The organism is Amycolatopsis sp. NPDC003865, assembly GCF_053605345.1.
In genome coordinates this window covers 154,772-170,942 of record NZ_JBSGJA010000002.1, presented here as the reverse complement: position 1 = coordinate 170,942, position 16,171 = coordinate 154,772, and the positions used below count along the sequence as shown (strand labels likewise).

Here is a 16,171-nt window from a genome sequence, read left to right as displayed (position 1 = left end):
AAGGAACCCCATGACAGAGGCAGCCCCGGTGACCGGCGCGGACCGGTTCACCGAGGTGCACGATCGCCACTTCGCCGAGGTCTACCGCTACATCGCCGGCCGGCTCGGCGCGCAGGCCGCGGAGGACGTCGCCGCGGAGACGTTCCTCGTCGCCTACGACCGCCGGAAGACGTTCGACCCCGGTCGCGGCGAGCCGCGGGCCTGGCTGTTCGGCATCGCGACGAACCTGGTGTCGAGACACCGCCGCAAGGAAGCCCGCCACTACCGGGCCCTCTCGCGGCTCGACACACCCAGGCCCGACGAGGGGCACGAAAACCGCGTCGTCCTGAGCGGCCAGCTGGGAAAAGCGCTGGCCCGGCTGACCGCGGGCGAGCGGGACGTCCTGCTGCTGGTCGCCCTCGCCGACCTCGGGTACGCGGAGGTCGCGCAGGCGCTCGGCATTTCCCCGGGCACGGTCGGCTCCCGGCTGACGCGCGCCCGCAAGAAGCTCGCTCCCGTTCTCGCTCCGGAGGCCACCGATGAATGACCTCGAAACCCTGCGCGCGGCGCTCCTGCCCGACGAGCCGTCCCCGGACGTCGTCGACCGCAGCCGGCACCGGCTGCAGAACCACGTGCTCGGCGGCCGGCGGCGCAAGCGGGTCCTCCCGCTGGCGATCGGCACCGGGCTCGTCGCCGCGGCGGCGGCCGTCGCCGTCGTGGTGGCGACCTCGCCCGGCCCGGCGGCCCCACCGCCGCCTCCCCAGGCGGTGGCGCCGGTCTACACCGGTCCGCAGGTCCTGCTGGCGGCGGCCACGGCCGCCGAGCGGGCCCACGTCGGCACCGGCAAGTACTGGCACACGACGACGAAGGTCGGCAAAACGACCTGGGAGTACTGGACGACCGCCGACGGGCAGGAGTGGTACCGCGGCGAGAACACCCACGGCAAGGCCGTGCTCCAGCCGCGCCCGAGGCCCATCCGGGTCAACGGCGGCGACGACGTCACCCTCAGCACGATCTTGACGCTGCCCCCGGACCCGGCGGCCCTGCGGGCCTGGCTCATCGTCGGGTTCACGCGGCACGGGCTGCCCGCGGACCAGTTCGGCTTCGCGGTGCTCGGCGGGTTGATCGACCTGGTGTCCACGGTGCCGTCGCCCCCGGCGGTCCGGGCCGCGGCGTTCCGCGCGATAGCCGCGTACCCGGGCGTGACCGCGCTGGACGACCGGAGCGTGCGGCTCCCGGGCGGCGGCCGCCTCGTCGTCGACCCGGCGACCGGCCAGGTGGACAGCTCGTCGGTGTTCCTGGACCGGAACGGCAAGCCGGCCACGAACGCGAACGGCGACACGTACGCGGTCAGTGGCGAATGGACGGACGACCTGCCGAAGTGAGCGTCGCCGAGGCCGTCAGCCCTTGACGGCCTCGGCCAGCGCCAGCACCCGCCGCGCGTTGTCGACGTGCAGGTTCTCGATCATCCGGCCGTCCACGGTCACCACCCCGCGGCCTTCCTTCTTCGCTTCTTCGAAGGCCTCGATGATCCGCCGCGACCGGTCGACCTCCTCTTCGGAGGGCGCGAAGATCCGGTTGCAGGGCTCGACCTGCGCGGGGTGGATCAGCGTCTTCCCGTCGAAGCCGTACTGCCGCCCCTGCTCGCACTCCGCTTCGAACCCCTCGAGGTCCTTCACGTCGTTGTAGACGCCGTCGAGGATCACCTTGCCGGTCGCGCGCGCGGCCAGCAGGCACAGCGACAGCCCGCCCAGCAACGGCCCGCGGCCCGGGACGAACTCCGCGTGCAGCTCCTTGGCCAGGTCGTTCGTGCCCATCACCAGCACGGTCAGCCGCTCGGACGCCGCCGCGATCTCCTCCGCGTGCAGCATCGCGACCGGCGTCTCGACCATCGCCCAGATCTTCGTGTGTTCCGGCGCCCCGCCGAGCTCCAGCGCACGCTCGATGTTGTGCACCTCGGCCGCCGAGTTCACCTTCGGCACGACCACCGCGGCCGGGCCGGCCGACGCGGCCGCGCGCAGGTCGGCGTCGTGCCACTCGGTGTCCAGGCCGTTGACGCGGATCGTCACCTCGCAGGAACCGTAGTTGCCCACGGCCGCGCAGACCCGCTCGCGCGCGGCTTCCTTGGCGTCGGGGGAGACGGCGTCCTCGAGGTCGAGGATCAGCGCGTCCGCCGGGATCGTCTTGGCCTTCTCCAGCGCTCTTTCGTTCGCGCCGGGCATGTAGAGAACGGAACGCCGGGGCGTGGTCATCCGATGGCCTCCTTGGTGGCGGCGTCGTAGGCGGCCGCGAGTTCGGGGTCGTCCGCCGCGAGGGCGTCGGCCAGTTCGGCGACCACGCGGCACTGCTTCACCGAAGCGTCGTCCTGCATCTTCCCGTCGATCATCACCGCACCCGTGCCGTCGCCCATCTCGGCGATCACCCGGCGCGCCCAGGCCACATCGGACGGCGAAGGCGAGAACACCTTCTTCGCGATGTCGATCTGCACCGGGTGCAGGCTCCACGCGCCGACGCAGCCGAGCAGGAACGCGTTGCGGAACTGGTCTTCGCACGCGACGACGTCGCGGATGTCCCCGAAGGGCCCGTAGTACGGCAGGATCCCGTGCATCGCGCACGCGTCCACCATCCGCGCGACCGTGTAGTGCCAGAGGTCCTGCTGGTAGGTCGTCCGGCCCGCGGTGAGGTCGTCGCCGGTCGGGTCGGTGCGCACGAGGTAGCCGGGGTGGCCGCCGCCGACGCGGGTCGTCTTCATCCGGCGGCTCGCGGCCAGGTCGGCCGGGCCGAGCGAGATGCCCTGCATGCGCGGGCTCGCGCCGGCGATCTCCTCCACGTTGGCCACCCCGCTGGCCGTTTCGAGGATCGCGTGCACCAGCAACGGCTTCGTCAGGCCGGCGCGCGCCTCGAGCTGGGCCAGCAGCCGGTCGACGTAGTGGATGTCCTGCGCGCCTTCGACCTTCGGGACCATGATCACGTCGAGCTTGTCGCCGATCTCGGTGACCAGCGTGACCAGGTCGTCGAGCACCCAGGGCGAGTCGAGGCTGTTGACGCGCGTCCACAGCTGCGTCTTCCCGAAGTCATTGGCCTTCGCGATGGAGACGAGCCCGGCGCGCGCGGCCTCCTTGCGGTCGGCGCGGACGGCGTCCTCGAGGTTCCCGAGCAGGACGTCGACCTTCTTCGCGATGTCCGGCACCTTGGCCGCCATCTTCTCGTTGCCCGGGTCGAAGAAGTGGATCATCCGGGACGGCGTCACCGGGATCTCCCGCACGGGAGCGGGCGCGCCCAGTGCGAGCGGGGCGAAGAAGTCCTTCGGGGAGCGCATCGGTCCTCCACGGCGACGACTAAGTGACTGATCGGTAACTTTAGTCGCGGGGGCGCGTCACCGCTGCGGCGCAAGTCACCGCCATGTGGGTGACGGTAGACAACCGCAGCTCAGCGGCCCACGTCCACTGTGGATCCTCCCGGTATTGCGCCGAACGGGCTAGTCGGACCGGGTTTGCCGAGTTCCCGCCCGGGTAGTCGGATGGAACCGTTCCGTAGTGCCACTCACCCCGCGATCACTCGGTTGGCCGCACCGTTCGACCGAAGTCGGATGACCGCCTACCGACCGGTCATCGACCGCTGGCCGCCGCCGATCGCAGCCACTCGCACTACCCGGCGACGCCGCGCCGCCACGCTGTTAGACAGGTTGGGTGCCGGTTTCCCCCGGTCACGAAGCGGTGCAGGTTAGAAGGAGGCGGACTCGTGGCGGCTACACCTCAGAACACCGAGCGCTCGACGGTCGCCGGTGGCGCGAAGCGCAGCCGGTCGATGCCGAGCCGCGTGGTGCCGCCGATCGAGCTCCCCGCGAGCGTCGACGAGCTCGCCCGCGCCGCCGCGGCCCAGCTGGGCTGGAACGGCGTCGTCCTCCCCGAGACCACGATCCTGGGCCGCAAGGTCTGCGTGGTCGCCAAGCTCCGCACCGACGTACACGCCGAGCGCATCGCGATGGGTGCCGGCCCGGTGGCCGACCGCGCCACCGTCGACACCTGGACCTGGCCGGAGCTGGCCGGAACCGCCCCCGCCCCGGCCGCCGAGATCGTCGGCGTCCTGGCCGTCGCGCGCCACTGGCGCACCGCGATGGCCTCCGCGGTTCCGTTCGCCCGCTACGGCGAGGCCGCGCTCGTGCTCCCGTCGCCGGCGATCCTCACCGAGGACTACGTCGGCAACTGCCTCCCGCGGGCCCGCGCGTACGGCCTCGCGGTCGTGACGGCCGACCCGAACGCCGTCGTCGACCTCGACCTCGAAGGCCGCACCGAGCGCGTCGTGCTCGCCGAGGACCCGGTCTCCCGCCTGGTGAACGAGCTGGTCTACGACCACCTGCTCCGGACCGCGGAGGCTCCTGCTTCGCACTAAGGTCGGCTCCATGCGAGTCGTCATTGCTGGTGGACACGGTCAGATCGCTCTGCGGCTGGAGCGGCTGCTCGCCGCGCGCGGGGACGAAGGGGTCGGGATCATCCGGAATCCCGCCCACGCGGCGGACCTCGAAGCCGCCGGCGCCCAAGCCGTCGTGCTCGACCTCGAAAACTCCGATGTGGACGCCGTCGCCGAAGTGTTGAAGGGCGCCGACGCCGCGATCTTCTCGGCGGGCGCCGGGCCGGGTAGCGGCACCGCCCGCAAGGACACTGTGGACCGTGGCGCCGCGGCGCTGTTCGCCGAAGCGGCCGAGCGCGCGGGCGTCCGGCGGCACATCCAGGTCGGCTCGATCGGCGCCGACAACCCGGAGAACCCCGACGTCACCGAGGAGTTCCGGCACTACCTGCGCGCCAAGCGCGCGGCGGAAGACGATCTCAAGGCCCGCGACCTCGACTGGACGATCCTCCGGCCGGGCTCGCTCACCAACGACCCGGGCACCGGCCTGGTCCTGCTGGCCGAGCAGACCCCCCGCGGCCCGATCCCGCGTGACGACGTCGCCGCGGTGCTCGTGGCTTTGCTCGACACACCCGCGTCGGTGCACCGCACGCTGACGCTGATCTCGGGTGAGGACGCCATCGCCGAAGCGATCTCCGCGCTGTGATCACCCAGGCTTCGAGAGAAATCGCCGTCTTCAGCGGCAGCGCGCACCCCGAGCTGGCCGAAGAGATCTGCAAGCACCTGGGCGTGCCGTTGCGCCCGGTCGAGATCCAGCGGTTCGCGAACGACTGCCTCGAGGTCCAGCTGCAGGCGAACTGCCGCGAGCGGGACGTCTTCATCATCCAGCCGCTGGTCAAGCCGGTGCAGGAGCACCTGGTCGAGCTGTTGCTCATGCTCGACGCGGCCCGCGGTGCGTCGGCGTCCCGCATCACCGCGGTCATGCCGCACTACTCGTACGCGCGCTCGGACAAGAAGGACGCGCCGCGCATCTCCATCGGCGGCCGGCTGGTCGCGGACCTGCTGGTGACGGCCGGGGCGAGCCGCGTGCTCGCGATGACCCTGCACTCGCCGCAGGTCCACGGCTTCTTCAGCGTCCCCGTGGATCACCTGCACGCGCTGCAGGAGCTGGCCAAGCACTTCCGGCAGTACGACCTTTCGCGTGCCACTGTCGTGTCACCCGACCTGGGCAACGCGAAGGAGGCGTCGCACTTCGCGCGGCTCCTCGGCGTTCAGGTCGCGGCCGGCGCGAAGGAGCGCTTCCCGGACGACCGCGTCCAGATCACGTCGGTGATCGGCGAGATCACCGGCCGCGACGTGATCGTGCTCGACGACGAGATCGCCAAGGGCAGCACGGTGCTCGAACTGCTGGACCGGCTGGCCGAGCTGAAGCCGCGCTCGATCCGGGTGGCGTGCACGCACGGGCTGTTCGCGGCGAAGGCGATCGAGCGCATCGGCAGCCGGCCGGAAGTGCTGGAGATCGTCTGCACCAACACGGTCCCGGTCCCCGAGGAAGAGCGCACCGAGAAGCTGAAGATCCTCTCGATCGCGCCGGCGATGGCCGAGGCGATCCGCCGCATCCACAACGGCGAATCGGTCTCGGCGCTCTTCTAGGCGGGGCCGAGCACGCGGTCCAGGTAGGTGTTGCCGAAGACGCCATGGGGGTCGGTTTCCTTGCGCACGCGCAGGAAGTCGTCGAAGTGCGGGTAGCGCGAGCGGAGGACACCGGCGTCGAGGTCGTGCATCTTGCCCCAGTGCGGGCGGCCGCCGACGGCGCCGGCGATCTTCTCGAACGCGCTGAAGTACTCGCGGTACGGCATGCCGACGAACTGGTGGATGGCGATGTAGGCGGAGTCGCGGCCCTGCGCGGTCGACAGCCAGATGTCGTCGGCCGCGGCGACGCGCACCTCGACCGGGAACATCACCGGGTCCTTCAGCGTCGGCACTACCGCCCGTAGTTCGGCGAGCACGTCGAGCACTGATTCACGTGGAACAGCGTATTCCGTTTCGGTGAACCGGACGTTGCGCGCGGTGACGAAGACGCGGTGGGAGAGGTCGCTGTACTCGCGCGCGGAGAGGACGTTCGAGGCGAAGCTGCCGAGCGACGGCACGAGCCGCGGCATCAGCCGGCCGGTCCGGCAAAGGCCGCCGAAAGCGACGTTCTCCATGATCTGGTAGTCCACGAACTCGCGGACCTTGCTCAGCGGTTCGGCCGTCTCGCACCGGTTGTTGCGCTTGACCAGGGCGTTCTTGCCGTAGGGGAACCAGTAGAACTCGAAGTGCTCGTTCTGGTCGGCGAAGTCGTGGAAGCCCTCGAGGACCTGCTCCAGCGGCTCCGGCCGCTCCTGCGCGCGCAGGTAGAAGGACTTTTCGCAGCGCAGGGTCACGGTGGTGATCACGCCGAGGGCGCCGAGGCCGACGCGGGAGGCGGCGAAGAGGTCGGGTTTTTCGTCGGCCGAGCAGGAGACGACCGAGCCGTCCGCGAGGACGAGTTCCAGCGCGGCGATCTGCGTGGCGATGCCGCCGAGGCGCGCGCCGGTGCCGTGCGTGCCGGTGGAAATCGCGCCGGCGATGGTCTGCGCGTCGATGTCGCCGAGGTTGGTCATGGCGAGCCCGAGCGCGTCGAGTTCGGCGTTGAGCTGCTTGATCGTGGTGCCCGAGCGAACGGTGACGTGCCCGGTCTCCAGATCGACGCGCTCGATGCCGGTCCAGTGGCGCAGGTCGAGCGCGTCGGAGTCGGCGACGGCGATGGCGGTGAACGAGTGCCCGCTGCCCCAGGGCCGGATCGTCCGGCCGGCCGCGGCCACGCCTTCGACGGCCGCGGCGATCTCGGCCGCGCTGCGCGGCTGGTGCACGTGCTGCGGCGAGGCGGACGCCGTGCCCGCCCAGTTGGTCCACCGGGTCATGCGCGCACCCTCCATCGGTCGAGTGCCCGAAACAGTATGTGAACAGTATTCGCGTTTCAAGCCTTCGTGTCGTACTTTAGACCTCGTGACCAGTGCGACGGTGTACGACTTGGCGACCAAGGACCTCGATCCGCCCTTGGCCGTGGTCGACTTGGCGGCGTTCGACGCGAACGCCGACGACCTCCGCCGCCGCGCGGCGGGCAAGCCGATCCGGGTGGTCAGCAAGTCGGTCCGCTGCCGGGCGTTGCTGGAACGCGTGCTCGCGATGCCGGGCTTCGAGGGCCTGATGTGCTACTCGCTGGCGGAAGCGATCTGGCACGCGGAGCTGGGCACGACCGATGACATCGTCGTCGCCTACCCGACGGCCGACCACGAAGCGCTGCGCCGCCTCGCGGCCTCGGACAAGGCCCGCGCGGCGATCACGATCATGGTGGATTCGCCGGCGCACCTGGACCTGGTCGACGCGGCCCTCGGCCACAGCCACCCGGAGATCCGGGTCTGCCTGGAACTGGACGCGTCGTGGCGCCCGCTGCCGGGAGTCCACGTCGGCACGCGGCGGTCCCCGATCTTCACGCCGAAGCAAGCCTCGACGTTCGCCCAGCAGGTGCTGGCCCGTCCGGGCTTCCGCCTGGTGGGCGTGATGGCGTACGAGGGTCAGATAGCGGGCCTCGGCGACGCGGCGGGCGCGCGCTTGAACCGGCTGGTGATCGGCTGGATGCAGCGCCGCTCGGCGGCGGAGCTGAACCGCCGCCGCGGCCAGGCGGTCCGCGCGGTCGAGGCGGTGACGTCCCTGGAGTTCGTCAACGGCGGAGGCACGGGAAGCATCGAGTCGACGGGCGCGGACGCGGTGGTCACGGAGATAGCGGCGGGCTCGGGCCTGATCGGCCCAACGCTGTTCGACGGCTATTCCCGGTTCAGCCCCCGCCCGGCGGCGTTGTTCGCGCTCCCGGTGGTCCGGCGCCCCACCCGCAAAATCGCCACGCTGTTCTCGGGCGGCTACGTCGCTTCGGGCCCAGCGGGCGCTTCGCGAGTCCCGCAGCCGTACTTGCCAACGGGCTTGAAGCTACTGGGCTTCGAGGGCGCGGGCGAGGTCCAAACCCCGGTGACGGGCCGAGCAGCGCGTTCGCTCGAGCTGGGTGACCGGGTATGGCTCCGGCACGCGAAGGCGGGCGAGCTGGCGGAGCGGTTCACGCACTACCACTTGGTGCAGGGCGACCGGGTGGAGCGAACGGTCCCGACGTACCGGGGCGAGCACCAGAACTTCGGCTGAATAACGCACCACCGGCGTCGAACGCCGTATTGCGCCGAGTCGGTAGCCCGGCCCGCGCGGCGAGGTGGCGCCGATCAGCGAACTGCCGCCGATCTCCGTCGGCTGATCCCGGCCAGGGCCGGAAGAATCCACACAGCGGCCCAGTTCCGCCGCGGGCGCGATCCGTGGTCCAACGGTCGACCGCCACAAGCTGAGTACCAAGCCCGCCAGACTCGGCAGCCGGCCGGGTTTGGTAGCCCGCCAGACTCGGCAGCCAGCCAAGCTCGGCAGCCCGCCAGCCCGGGCCCACACGCAGCCCACCCTCCCCGGGGGAACCCCCACATCCAGTCTATCGGCGCCCACCGACAACCCGGCCCCGAACACCCCAGTTGTCCACAGCTGTGCATACCTGTGGACAACTTCTGTGGACAGCTAAGACTGCTCCCCGAACCGAGCCGCCAAGTACCCCTTCACCACGTACTTGGCCTCGGCCACGATCTTCTCGTCGCCGCGAGGCTCCTTCCGGAACGCCAGCTTCAACAGCGCGTCAGCCACCTCGTTGGCGATCCCGATCGCGAACCGCAGGTCCTCGACCGGCCGGTCCACCTGCGTCGACACCAGATCTGTCAGCGAATCTACGATCACCGCGTTGTTGTCGCGCGTCTCGTCCAGCAACTGCCGGTCGATGATGTCGCCGAAGTGGACCTTCGAGAACCCCGGCACCGTCCGGTGCATCTCCAGGTAGATGTCGAGGATCGAGTCCACGACGTCCCACCAGTGCTCCGGCCCCAGCTGCTTCAGGCGCTCGTTCACCGCGCCCACGAAGCGCTCCAAGTTGCGGGCCGTAAGCGCTTGCACGACCGCTCTCTTGTCCGGGAAGAACTGGTACAGCGAACCGACCGCCACGCCCGCTCGTTTGGCGATCAGGGTCGTCGTCAGTGCGTCGTAACCGAGTTCGTCGATCAGCGCCGCGCTCGCGTCGAGCATCTGCTCGACCCTCTTCGCGCTTCGCTGCTGGACCGGCTGACGGCGCAAGGGGGTGGCTTCTGCCGGCACCTTTGCGGCCTGGATGTCGGACACGGCGCTCCTCCTCGTCTGATCTGGGACTTTATCGTGCCGACGGGCTTCCCCACGGACGAGTGAAGACCTAGTATATGAGAACTTTTCATGTTCACCCGGACGGGTGGCCTGACGAAGGGGTCAGCACCGGTGCAGAACCCGATCTTCCCGCCCGATTTCCTCTGGGGTGTCTCCACCTCGGCGTTCCAGATCGAGGGCGCCACCAGCGAAGGCGGGCGCGGACCGTCCATCTGGGACACATTCTCCGCGACCGAGGGCAAGATCGCCCGCGGCGAAAGGGCGAACGTAGCCGCCGATCACTACCACCGCTACCCCGAAGACATCGCTTTGATGGCCGAACTCGGTGTCGGCGCCTACCGGATGTCCATCGCCTGGCCGCGGATCCAGCCCACCGGCACCGGTGCGCCCAACCCCGAGGGCCTCGGCTTCTACGACAAGCTCATCGACGCCGTATGCGAAGCCGGCATCGCCCCCGCCGTCACGCTCTACCACTGGGACACCCCGCAGGCGATCGAAGACGACGGCGGCTGGCTCTCCCGCACGACCGCTGAGCGCTTCGCCGAGTACGCCCACATCCTCGGAGAGCGCTTCGCCGATCGGGTGAAACTGTGGATTCCGCTCAACGAGCCCATGGTCATGTCCATCTTCGGTTACGCCATCGGTGAATACGCGCCCGGTCAGACGCTGCTGCTCGACGCCATCCCGACCGCGCACCACCAGAACCTCGCCCACGGGCTCGCCGTCCAAGCACTCCGCGCGGCCGGCGCGACGAACATCGGCACCGCCAACAACCACTCGCCGGTCTGGCCCGCCGAAGACACCGACCACGACGCCGCCGAATGGCTCGACGCCCTGCTCAACCGCCTCTTCGCCGACCCCGTGCTGCTCGGCAGCTACCCCGAGCAGCTCCACGAGCACCTCCCCGCCGGGTTCGCCGACGACCTGCCCACCATCGCGCAGCCGCTCGACTTCTACGGCGTCAACTACTACGAGCCCCAAGGCGTCGCGAAGCCCGGGCCGGGCAATCCGCTGCCCTTCGAGCTCCGCCCGATCGAGGGTTACCCGATGACGACGAACGATTCGCCGATCGTCCCGCACGCCCTGCGCGAGCTGCTGCTGGACTTCCACCGCCGCTACCGCGACAAGCTGCCGCCCGTCCAGATCACCGAGAACGGCTGCAGCTTCGCCGACGTCGTCGCCGAGGACGGCGGCGTGCACGACCCCGAGCGGATCGACTTCCTGCACAGCCACCTCGTCGCGCTGCGCGAGGCGATGGACGCCGGTGTCGACGTCCGGGGTTACTTCTGCTGGTCCCTGATGGACAATTTCGAGTGGTCCAAGGGCTACGCGCCGCGCTTCGGCCTGGTGCACGTCGACTACGAAACCCTGCGGCGCACGCCGAAGGACTCGTTCCACTGGTACCGGAAGCTGGTGCGCGATGAGCAGTGAAACGACCCGCGCGGTCCCGGAGGCCCTCGCCGAACCCGTCGTGCGGGTGCGGCCCGGCTGGATGAGCCTGCTGTTCTTCGCGAACATCGCGCTCTGGCTGGGGATCTACGCGCCGATCCAGGTGCTGCTGCCGCAGCAGGCCGAACTGCTGGACCAGGCGAACAAGGAGTTCGTGCTCGGCTTGGTGATGGGCGTCGGCGCGATCGTCGCGCTGGTCGTCAACCCGGCCGTCGGGCTGCTGTCCGATCGGACGACCTCGCGCTTCGGCCGCCGCCACCCGTGGACGGTGATCGGCGCCGCGGTCGCGACCGTCGGGTTGCTGGTGCTGGCCTTCGCGCCGAACGTCGCGGTCCTCATCGTCGGCTGGTGCCTCGTGCAGGCCGGCCTCAACGGCATGCTCGCCACCCTGATGTCCGCCATCGCCGACCGCGTCCCGGTCGGGCAGCGCGCGCAGGTCGGCGGGCTCGTCGGGATCGCGCAGATGCTCGGCACGGTCCTCGGCGCGGTCGTGGTCGTCGTGATGCTCGGCATCGCCGGGATCCCGCTGGCCTACGCGGTCTGCGCGGTCATCGTCGTCGCCGGCGCCGCCTTCTTCGTCTTCCGGACGCCGGACGCGCGCCTGCCGGTCGAGTTCCGGCCGTCGTCCCAGGCCGGCGAGGTCCTGCGCAACCTCTGGGTCTCGCCGCGGCGGCACCCGGACTTCGCGTGGGCCTGGTCGTGCCACTTCATGATCAACCTCGGCAACGCGTTCGGGACGCTCTACCTGCTGTTCTTCCTCAAGGACGCGGTGCACTACGAGGACCCGGACACCGGCCTGCTCATCATGATGGGGCTGTACGGCGTCGCGCTCGTCATCGGTGCCGTGCTCGCCGGCCACTTCTCGGACAAGTCCGGACGGCGTAAGCCATACGTCCTTGCGGCCTCCGGCGTGATGGCATTGGCCGCTTTGCTGCTGGTCGTCTGGCAGAGCTGGCCGGTCGCGCTCGCCGCGTCGCCGTTGCTGGGCGTCGGTTTCGGTGCGTACATGGCTGTAGCGCTCGCGATGCTGACGCAGGTGCTCCCGGCGGCGCAGGACCGCGCGAAGGACCTCGGGGTCATCAACATCGCGAACTCGCTGCCGCAGGTGGTCGCCCCGCTGCTGACGCCGCTGGTGCTGGCCTACCTGGGTGGCTATCCCGGCCTGTTCGCGGCTTCGGCCGTCGCGACGCTGCTGGCCGCGGTGCTCGTGCTGCGCGTGAAGGCGGTTCGCTAGAACGTTGGAACCGCGGGCCGGTGCCGGTCGGGGGAGGGGAGTGCAACGGCACCGGCCCGCGGAATTCGAGGGCCGCACAGCTTCGGATCAGCAGCGGGCGGATCGTGTCGAGGCGAACCAGTGGTCCAGGCCTCTACGATGATCAATCTAGCGGGGGATTACCGCCTGGGCTAGGTCTAACGCGTATTTTTTTCGATTAATCGCGGTGGGGACCGGGTGGTGCGGCCGAGGACTGGTTCGCGCTGCTCGGGGGTGCGGGCGAAACAGTCCCCGGCCGGGGCGAGAGCAGGCGCGGGTCCGATGGGGCGATCGGTCGGCCGCGCTCGCCGGCTCAGGGGTGAAACGAAGTGGGCCGCGACCGCGGGAGGTGGCGACGACCCGGGTGGATCAGGCGGTGACCGCTCGGCGCGGGTTCACCAGCGCGTGGCGCCCGGTGGTCTCGGCGGCGGTGGGGGCAGGCACGCCGCGGTCCTGCGCCGGGACCGGGCTCTTGCGCCGCCCGCTCAGCCGGCTCGCCGGAGCCTGCTGCTGCGGGGCCAGGCCGCCCGCGACCAGGTGTTCGTGCGCGACCTGCCAGACCGAGCACGGCGCCTTGCAGCGGTGCCACCGGGTCGAGCAGGTCGGGCAGTCGCCGCGCTCGTCGGGCTCGTGCATCTTCAGCATCGCGCGCCACGCCTCCGTCAAGCGGGGCAGTTCGGAACGCGCGACCGAGACGAGCGACTGGGCGTCGGCGCGGTTCGCCAGGTCGGTCAGCATGTCGAGGCGCTCCCAGACCGCGTTGCGGAGGACCTGCCCGAGTACCTGATCCATGATCAGCTCACCGTTACCTTTCCGCCATCTTGGCGGCTTCGTTGAGCGCGGCGCGCAGCTGTCCGAGCTGGCCGGACGTCAACCGCGCGGTCTCGCCGGGGGGCGAGACCAGTACCACCTGGTTGTCCTCGACGAACACCGTCACCGCGCGCTCGCGGCTGATGAGGTCGCCGCACTGCACGCGCCACACCAGCTGACCGCCTTCGTAGTGGCGGACGCTCGCGGTGCGGGGGTCCACCGCCGCGGCCGGGGTGACGGGACGGACGGCGGAGACGGGGGAAACCGGCGACATCGCCGGTCGCACGGCGCGGGTGACCGTGCCGGCATGTCCCCCTGCGAACGAGTCCACGAACTCCACGCCCTTCTCCGCTCTGTCGAAAGTCTTTCGAAGATGCCTTCTGCAACATCCCTGCGGTTTTCGTAGCTCTCCGTGATCGCTGCCGGTGTCCGGACGGTGACGGAGATCTGACAACTACAGTGAGGTGAAACCGGGTGCGATAGAAGGTCGAAATGGCGTCATAGCGGTGACCGGACCAGGTTCCACGGTAAGCGGTCAACGGACTTCGCCCGGACCGATCAGGGCACCAGTTCGGCTGTTCACACGGTTCCGCAGGTTTGCCTACGCTGTTTCACAGACGCCCGACCGGACAGTTGGAGGGGGCGCGATGGACGCCAGTAACGGTGGCAGTGCCGAAGCCCGGCAGAGCCACGCGGTTCCCGCTGACGCGTGGGAGCAGCCGGAGATGAGAGCGGCTCTCGCGTCCCGCGAGATCAGCGCCGTCTACCGCCTCTTGCGCAAGCACGGTGTCTCGCAGCGCCAGATCGCCGCGATGACCGGCCAGTCCCAGTCCGAGGTGTCGGAGATCCTCAAGGGTCGCCAGGTCATGGCCTACGACGTGCTCACGCGGATCGCCGACGGCCTGGGTGTCCCACGTGGATACATGGGCCTCGCCTACGACGAGGCCACGGCGATACGCGTCGTCGGCTCCGCCGACGGCCAGCAGGCTGAGGAGGACGAGTCCGTGAAGCGACGGAGGTTCCTCGCGCACGCCGCCCAGGTCACGATGGGTGCGGCGGTGTTCGGTCCGGAATCGGGCACCTGGTCGGCCGGACCGGCGAGGACGCCGGCGCCCGGGCGCATCGGCATGACCGACGTGCGCCAGGTGGAGGCCGCGACGCGCGCCCTGCGCGCCCTGGACTACCAGTACGGCGGTGGGTTCTGCCGCGACGCCGTCGTGGCGCAGCTGTCCTGGGGACAGCAGATGCTCGAGGCGCACGGCACCGACATCGTCAAGAACCGCCTGTACGTGGCGCTCGCCGACCTGCACTCGCTGGCCGGCTGGACGTCCTTCGACACCGGGCTGATGGACTCCGCGCGCGGCCACTTCGCGAACGCGCTGGACCTGGCCAAGCAGGGCGAGAACCACCCGCTGGTGGCGAACGTGCTCTACCGCATGGGCCGCGTCTACCTGCACCAGGACGCCCCGAACGACGCGTTGAAGCTGTTCCAGCTGGGCCAGATCGCCGCCCAGGAATCCGGCTCCGAGCTGGCGGTCTCCGTGCTCTGCGCGAACGAGGCCTGGGCCTACGCGATGATGGGCAACGAAGAGCAGGCCGTGAAGCTGCTCGGCCGGAGCAAGGACGAGTTCGAGCGCGCCAACCTGGCCGAGGCCGAGTCGTGGGTGAAGTTCTTCACCGAGACCGACGTCTACGCCATGGTCGGCACCGTCCACACGGTCCTCGCGCAGCAGAACGCCGAGCACACGAAGTACGCCATCCCGGCGCTGACCAGGGCCGTCGAGTCCTATGACGACGAAATGGCCCGCTCCAAGACGTTCATGCTCAGCGCGCTGGCCACCAACCACCTGCTCGACGGCGACCTCGACCACGGCGCCAAGGTCGGCGGCAAGGCCATCGACTGCGCCGAGGGCATCAAGTCCGAGCGGGTCAAGGACCGCATGCGGCCCCTGCAGGACGAGGCCGAGCGACGCCGCAACAACGCCGACGCCCGTGACCTCGCCGACCGCCTCAACGCTTTCTACGCAGCCTGACGCCGAAGGGGCCGGCATCGTCTTGGACGGCCGGTTCACCTCCGGCAAGCTGCGTGGCGTACTGGCGGCGACCTGCGCGCGGCTGGGTCTCGACCCGGCGGGCGCGCGGCTGCTGCGGTTCACCAACAACGCCGTGTACGCACTGGTCACGGCGCCGTTCGTGATCCGGATCGTCGGCTCGACCCAGCTGCGGCACCGCGTCGGCACGGTGGTCCGGGTGGCCCGGCACTTTGAACGCCACGACGTCCCCGCGATCCGGCTGCTCGACACCGTCGAGCAGCCGATGGCCGTCGACGGGCACCTCGTGACCGTGTGGCACCAGGTGCCGAGCATCGGCCGGCCGGCGACGTCGACCGACCTGGCCCGGCTGCTGCGCCAGGTGCACGCGCTCCCGGCGCCCGACGGGCTCGCCGAGTGGGCGCCGTTCGCCGCGGTGCGCGCCCGCGTGTCCGACGCCGAAGAGCTGGGTGACGCCGACCGCGCGTTCCTGCTCGACCGTTGCGCCGAGCTCGAAGAAGCGCTGGCCAAGCTGGAGTTCCCGCTGCCCAGGGGCCTGGTCCACGGCGACGCGTACCCGGGCAACGTCATCCCGGGGCCGGACGGGCCGGTGCTCTGCGACTTCGATTCGTCGTGCGTCGGCCCGCCGGAGTGGGACCTGACGCCGCTGGCGGTCGGCCGCGAACGGTTCGGCGACCCGCCGGTGCACTACCGGACGTTCGCCGCGGCGTACGGCTTCGACGTGACGTCGTGGTCCGGGTTCGCCGTGCTCCGGGCCGTGCGCGAGCTGAAGCTGACGACGAGCGTGCTGCCCATCCTGCGCAGCCGGCCCCAGGTGCGGCCCGAGCTGTTCCGCCGTCTGGACGACCTCCGCAGCGGCCGGACGGACGCACGCTGGACGCGTTACCGCTGAGCCGGGTCTGTCACATCATGTGACCGGGACCACAAACTGCACGTGCATTCGCCGACTGCAGATGACCGTTCGTCGCTTCCGAAATGGGCTCTTCTCAGG

16 protein-coding genes are annotated in these 16,171 nt (G+C 70.2%); 10 read left to right on the top strand and 6 right to left on the bottom strand.

Annotated features, from left to right (window positions below; all coding sequences use genetic code 11):
• The first annotated feature begins 10 nt into the window (after positions 1-10).
• Positions 11-526 (top strand): RNA polymerase sigma factor, encoded by a 516-nt coding sequence (locus ACWEVP_RS05680; RefSeq protein WP_452061460.1) that lies wholly within the window; start codon positions 11-13, stop codon positions 524-526.
• Entirely contained in the window at positions 519-1,364 is an 846-nt protein-coding gene (locus ACWEVP_RS05675; RefSeq protein ID WP_452061459.1) for a CU044_5270 family protein, read from the top strand. The genes ACWEVP_RS05680 and ACWEVP_RS05675 overlap by 8 nt, the downstream gene beginning before the upstream one ends.
• 15 nt (positions 1,365-1,379) lie before the next feature.
• Here the strand turns inward: ACWEVP_RS05675 and ACWEVP_RS05670 are convergent, their stop codons facing one another.
• A complete protein-coding gene (locus ACWEVP_RS05670; protein WP_452061458.1) occupies positions 1,380-2,231 on the bottom strand; it encodes an HpcH/HpaI aldolase/citrate lyase family protein in 852 nt (283 codons plus the stop codon).
• Positions 2,228-3,298, bottom strand: coding sequence for an HpcH/HpaI aldolase/citrate lyase family protein (locus tag ACWEVP_RS05665; protein ID WP_452061457.1), 1,071 nt, complete (start codon positions 3,296-3,298; stop codon positions 2,228-2,230). The genes ACWEVP_RS05670 and ACWEVP_RS05665 overlap by 4 nt, the downstream gene beginning before the upstream one ends.
• A gap of 422 nt (positions 3,299-3,720) precedes the next feature.
• On the opposite strand from ACWEVP_RS05665, the gene ACWEVP_RS05660 reads away from it, so the two are divergent.
• The 3 genes from ACWEVP_RS05660 to ACWEVP_RS05650 are packed head-to-tail and all read left to right on the top strand — an operon-like array spanning position 3,721 to position 5,979.
• Entirely contained in the window at positions 3,721-4,371 is a 651-nt protein-coding gene (locus tag ACWEVP_RS05660) for a hypothetical protein (RefSeq protein ID WP_452061456.1), read from the top strand.
• 10 nt (positions 4,372-4,381) lie between these two features.
• Complete coding sequence (locus tag ACWEVP_RS05655; protein ID WP_452061455.1) at positions 4,382-5,032, top strand: SDR family oxidoreductase; 651 nt, start codon at positions 4,382-4,384, stop codon at positions 5,030-5,032.
• Complete coding sequence (locus tag ACWEVP_RS05650) at positions 5,029-5,979, top strand: ribose-phosphate diphosphokinase (RefSeq protein WP_452061454.1); 951 nt, start codon at positions 5,029-5,031, stop codon at positions 5,977-5,979. The genes ACWEVP_RS05655 and ACWEVP_RS05650 overlap by 4 nt, the downstream gene beginning before the upstream one ends.
• Here the strand turns inward: ACWEVP_RS05650 and ACWEVP_RS05645 are convergent.
• The gene (locus tag ACWEVP_RS05645; protein ID WP_452061453.1) at positions 5,976-7,271 is read right to left on the bottom strand and encodes a D-arabinono-1,4-lactone oxidase; all 1,296 of its coding nucleotides are present in this window, start codon (positions 7,269-7,271) and stop codon (positions 5,976-5,978) included. The genes ACWEVP_RS05650 and ACWEVP_RS05645 overlap by 4 nt on opposite strands.
• An 85-nt stretch (positions 7,272-7,356) precedes the next feature.
• On the opposite strand from ACWEVP_RS05645, the gene ACWEVP_RS05640 reads away from it, so the two are divergent.
• A complete protein-coding gene (locus ACWEVP_RS05640) occupies positions 7,357-8,541 on the top strand; it encodes an amino acid deaminase/aldolase (protein WP_452061452.1) in 1,185 nt (394 codons plus the stop codon).
• Between the two features lie 411 nt (positions 8,542-8,952).
• On the opposite strand, the gene ACWEVP_RS05635 is transcribed toward ACWEVP_RS05640, so the two are convergent.
• Complete coding sequence (locus tag ACWEVP_RS05635; protein ID WP_452061451.1) at positions 8,953-9,600, bottom strand: TetR family transcriptional regulator; 648 nt, start codon at positions 9,598-9,600, stop codon at positions 8,953-8,955.
• Between the two features lie 129 nt (positions 9,601-9,729).
• On the opposite strand from ACWEVP_RS05635, the gene ACWEVP_RS05630 reads away from it, so the two are divergent.
• Together ACWEVP_RS05630 and ACWEVP_RS05625 are read left to right on the top strand one after the other, a co-directional pair.
• Complete coding sequence (locus ACWEVP_RS05630) at positions 9,730-11,049, top strand: GH1 family beta-glucosidase (RefSeq protein ID WP_452061937.1); 1,320 nt, start codon at positions 9,730-9,732, stop codon at positions 11,047-11,049.
• Positions 11,039-12,301 carry an MFS transporter gene (locus ACWEVP_RS05625; RefSeq protein WP_452061450.1) on the top strand — a complete coding sequence of 421 codons (1,263 nt, stop codon included), beginning with the start codon at positions 11,039-11,041 and terminating at the stop codon, positions 12,299-12,301. Before ACWEVP_RS05630 ends, ACWEVP_RS05625 begins: the two co-directional genes overlap by 11 nt.
• Before the next feature lie 387 nt (positions 12,302-12,688).
• On the opposite strand, the gene ACWEVP_RS05620 is transcribed toward ACWEVP_RS05625, so the two are convergent.
• Complete coding sequence (locus ACWEVP_RS05620; protein WP_452061449.1) at positions 12,689-13,111, bottom strand: hypothetical protein; 423 nt, start codon at positions 13,109-13,111, stop codon at positions 12,689-12,691.
• Positions 13,112-13,124: 13 nt separating this feature from the next.
• Positions 13,125-13,469, bottom strand: coding sequence for a hypothetical protein (locus ACWEVP_RS05615; protein ID WP_364467245.1), 345 nt, complete (start codon positions 13,467-13,469; stop codon positions 13,125-13,127).
• 307 nt (positions 13,470-13,776) lie between these two features.
• Here ACWEVP_RS05615 and ACWEVP_RS05610 point away from each other — a divergent pair, with 307 nt between their 5' ends.
• Together ACWEVP_RS05610 and ACWEVP_RS05605 are read left to right on the top strand one after the other, a co-directional pair.
• A complete protein-coding gene (locus ACWEVP_RS05610) occupies positions 13,777-15,162 on the top strand; it encodes a tetratricopeptide repeat protein (protein WP_372667631.1) in 1,386 nt (461 codons plus the stop codon).
• 22 nt (positions 15,163-15,184) lie between these two features.
• Entirely contained in the window at positions 15,185-16,072 is an 888-nt protein-coding gene (locus tag ACWEVP_RS05605; RefSeq protein WP_452061448.1) for a phosphotransferase family protein, read from the top strand.
• Positions 16,073-16,171: the final 99 nt, after the last annotated feature.

What these genes read in the sequence shown, in the direction of transcription:
- ACWEVP_RS05680 (WP_452061460.1), top strand. Translation starts at nt 11, where the DNA reads ATGACAGAGGCAGCCCCGGTGACCGGCGCGGACCGGTTCACCGAGGTG.
- ACWEVP_RS05675 (WP_452061459.1), top strand. Translation starts at nt 519, where the DNA reads ATGAATGACCTCGAAACCCTGCGCGCGGCGCTCCTGCCCGACGAGCCG.
- ACWEVP_RS05670 (WP_452061458.1), bottom strand. Translation starts at nt 2,231, where the DNA reads ATGACCACGCCCCGGCGTTCCGTTCTCTACATGCCCGGCGCGAACGAA.
- ACWEVP_RS05665 (WP_452061457.1), bottom strand. Translation starts at nt 3,298, where the DNA reads ATGCGCTCCCCGAAGGACTTCTTCGCCCCGCTCGCACTGGGCGCGCCC.
- ACWEVP_RS05655 (WP_452061455.1), top strand. Translation starts at nt 4,382, where the DNA reads ATGCGAGTCGTCATTGCTGGTGGACACGGTCAGATCGCTCTGCGGCTG.
- ACWEVP_RS05645 (WP_452061453.1), bottom strand. Translation starts at nt 7,271, where the DNA reads ATGACCCGGTGGACCAACTGGGCGGGCACGGCGTCCGCCTCGCCGCAG.
- ACWEVP_RS05625 (WP_452061450.1), top strand. Translation starts at nt 11,039, where the DNA reads ATGAGCAGTGAAACGACCCGCGCGGTCCCGGAGGCCCTCGCCGAACCC.
- ACWEVP_RS05620 (WP_452061449.1), bottom strand. Translation starts at nt 13,111, where the DNA reads ATGGATCAGGTACTCGGGCAGGTCCTCCGCAACGCGGTCTGGGAGCGC.
- ACWEVP_RS05610 (WP_372667631.1), top strand. Translation starts at nt 13,777, where the DNA reads ATGGACGCCAGTAACGGTGGCAGTGCCGAAGCCCGGCAGAGCCACGCG.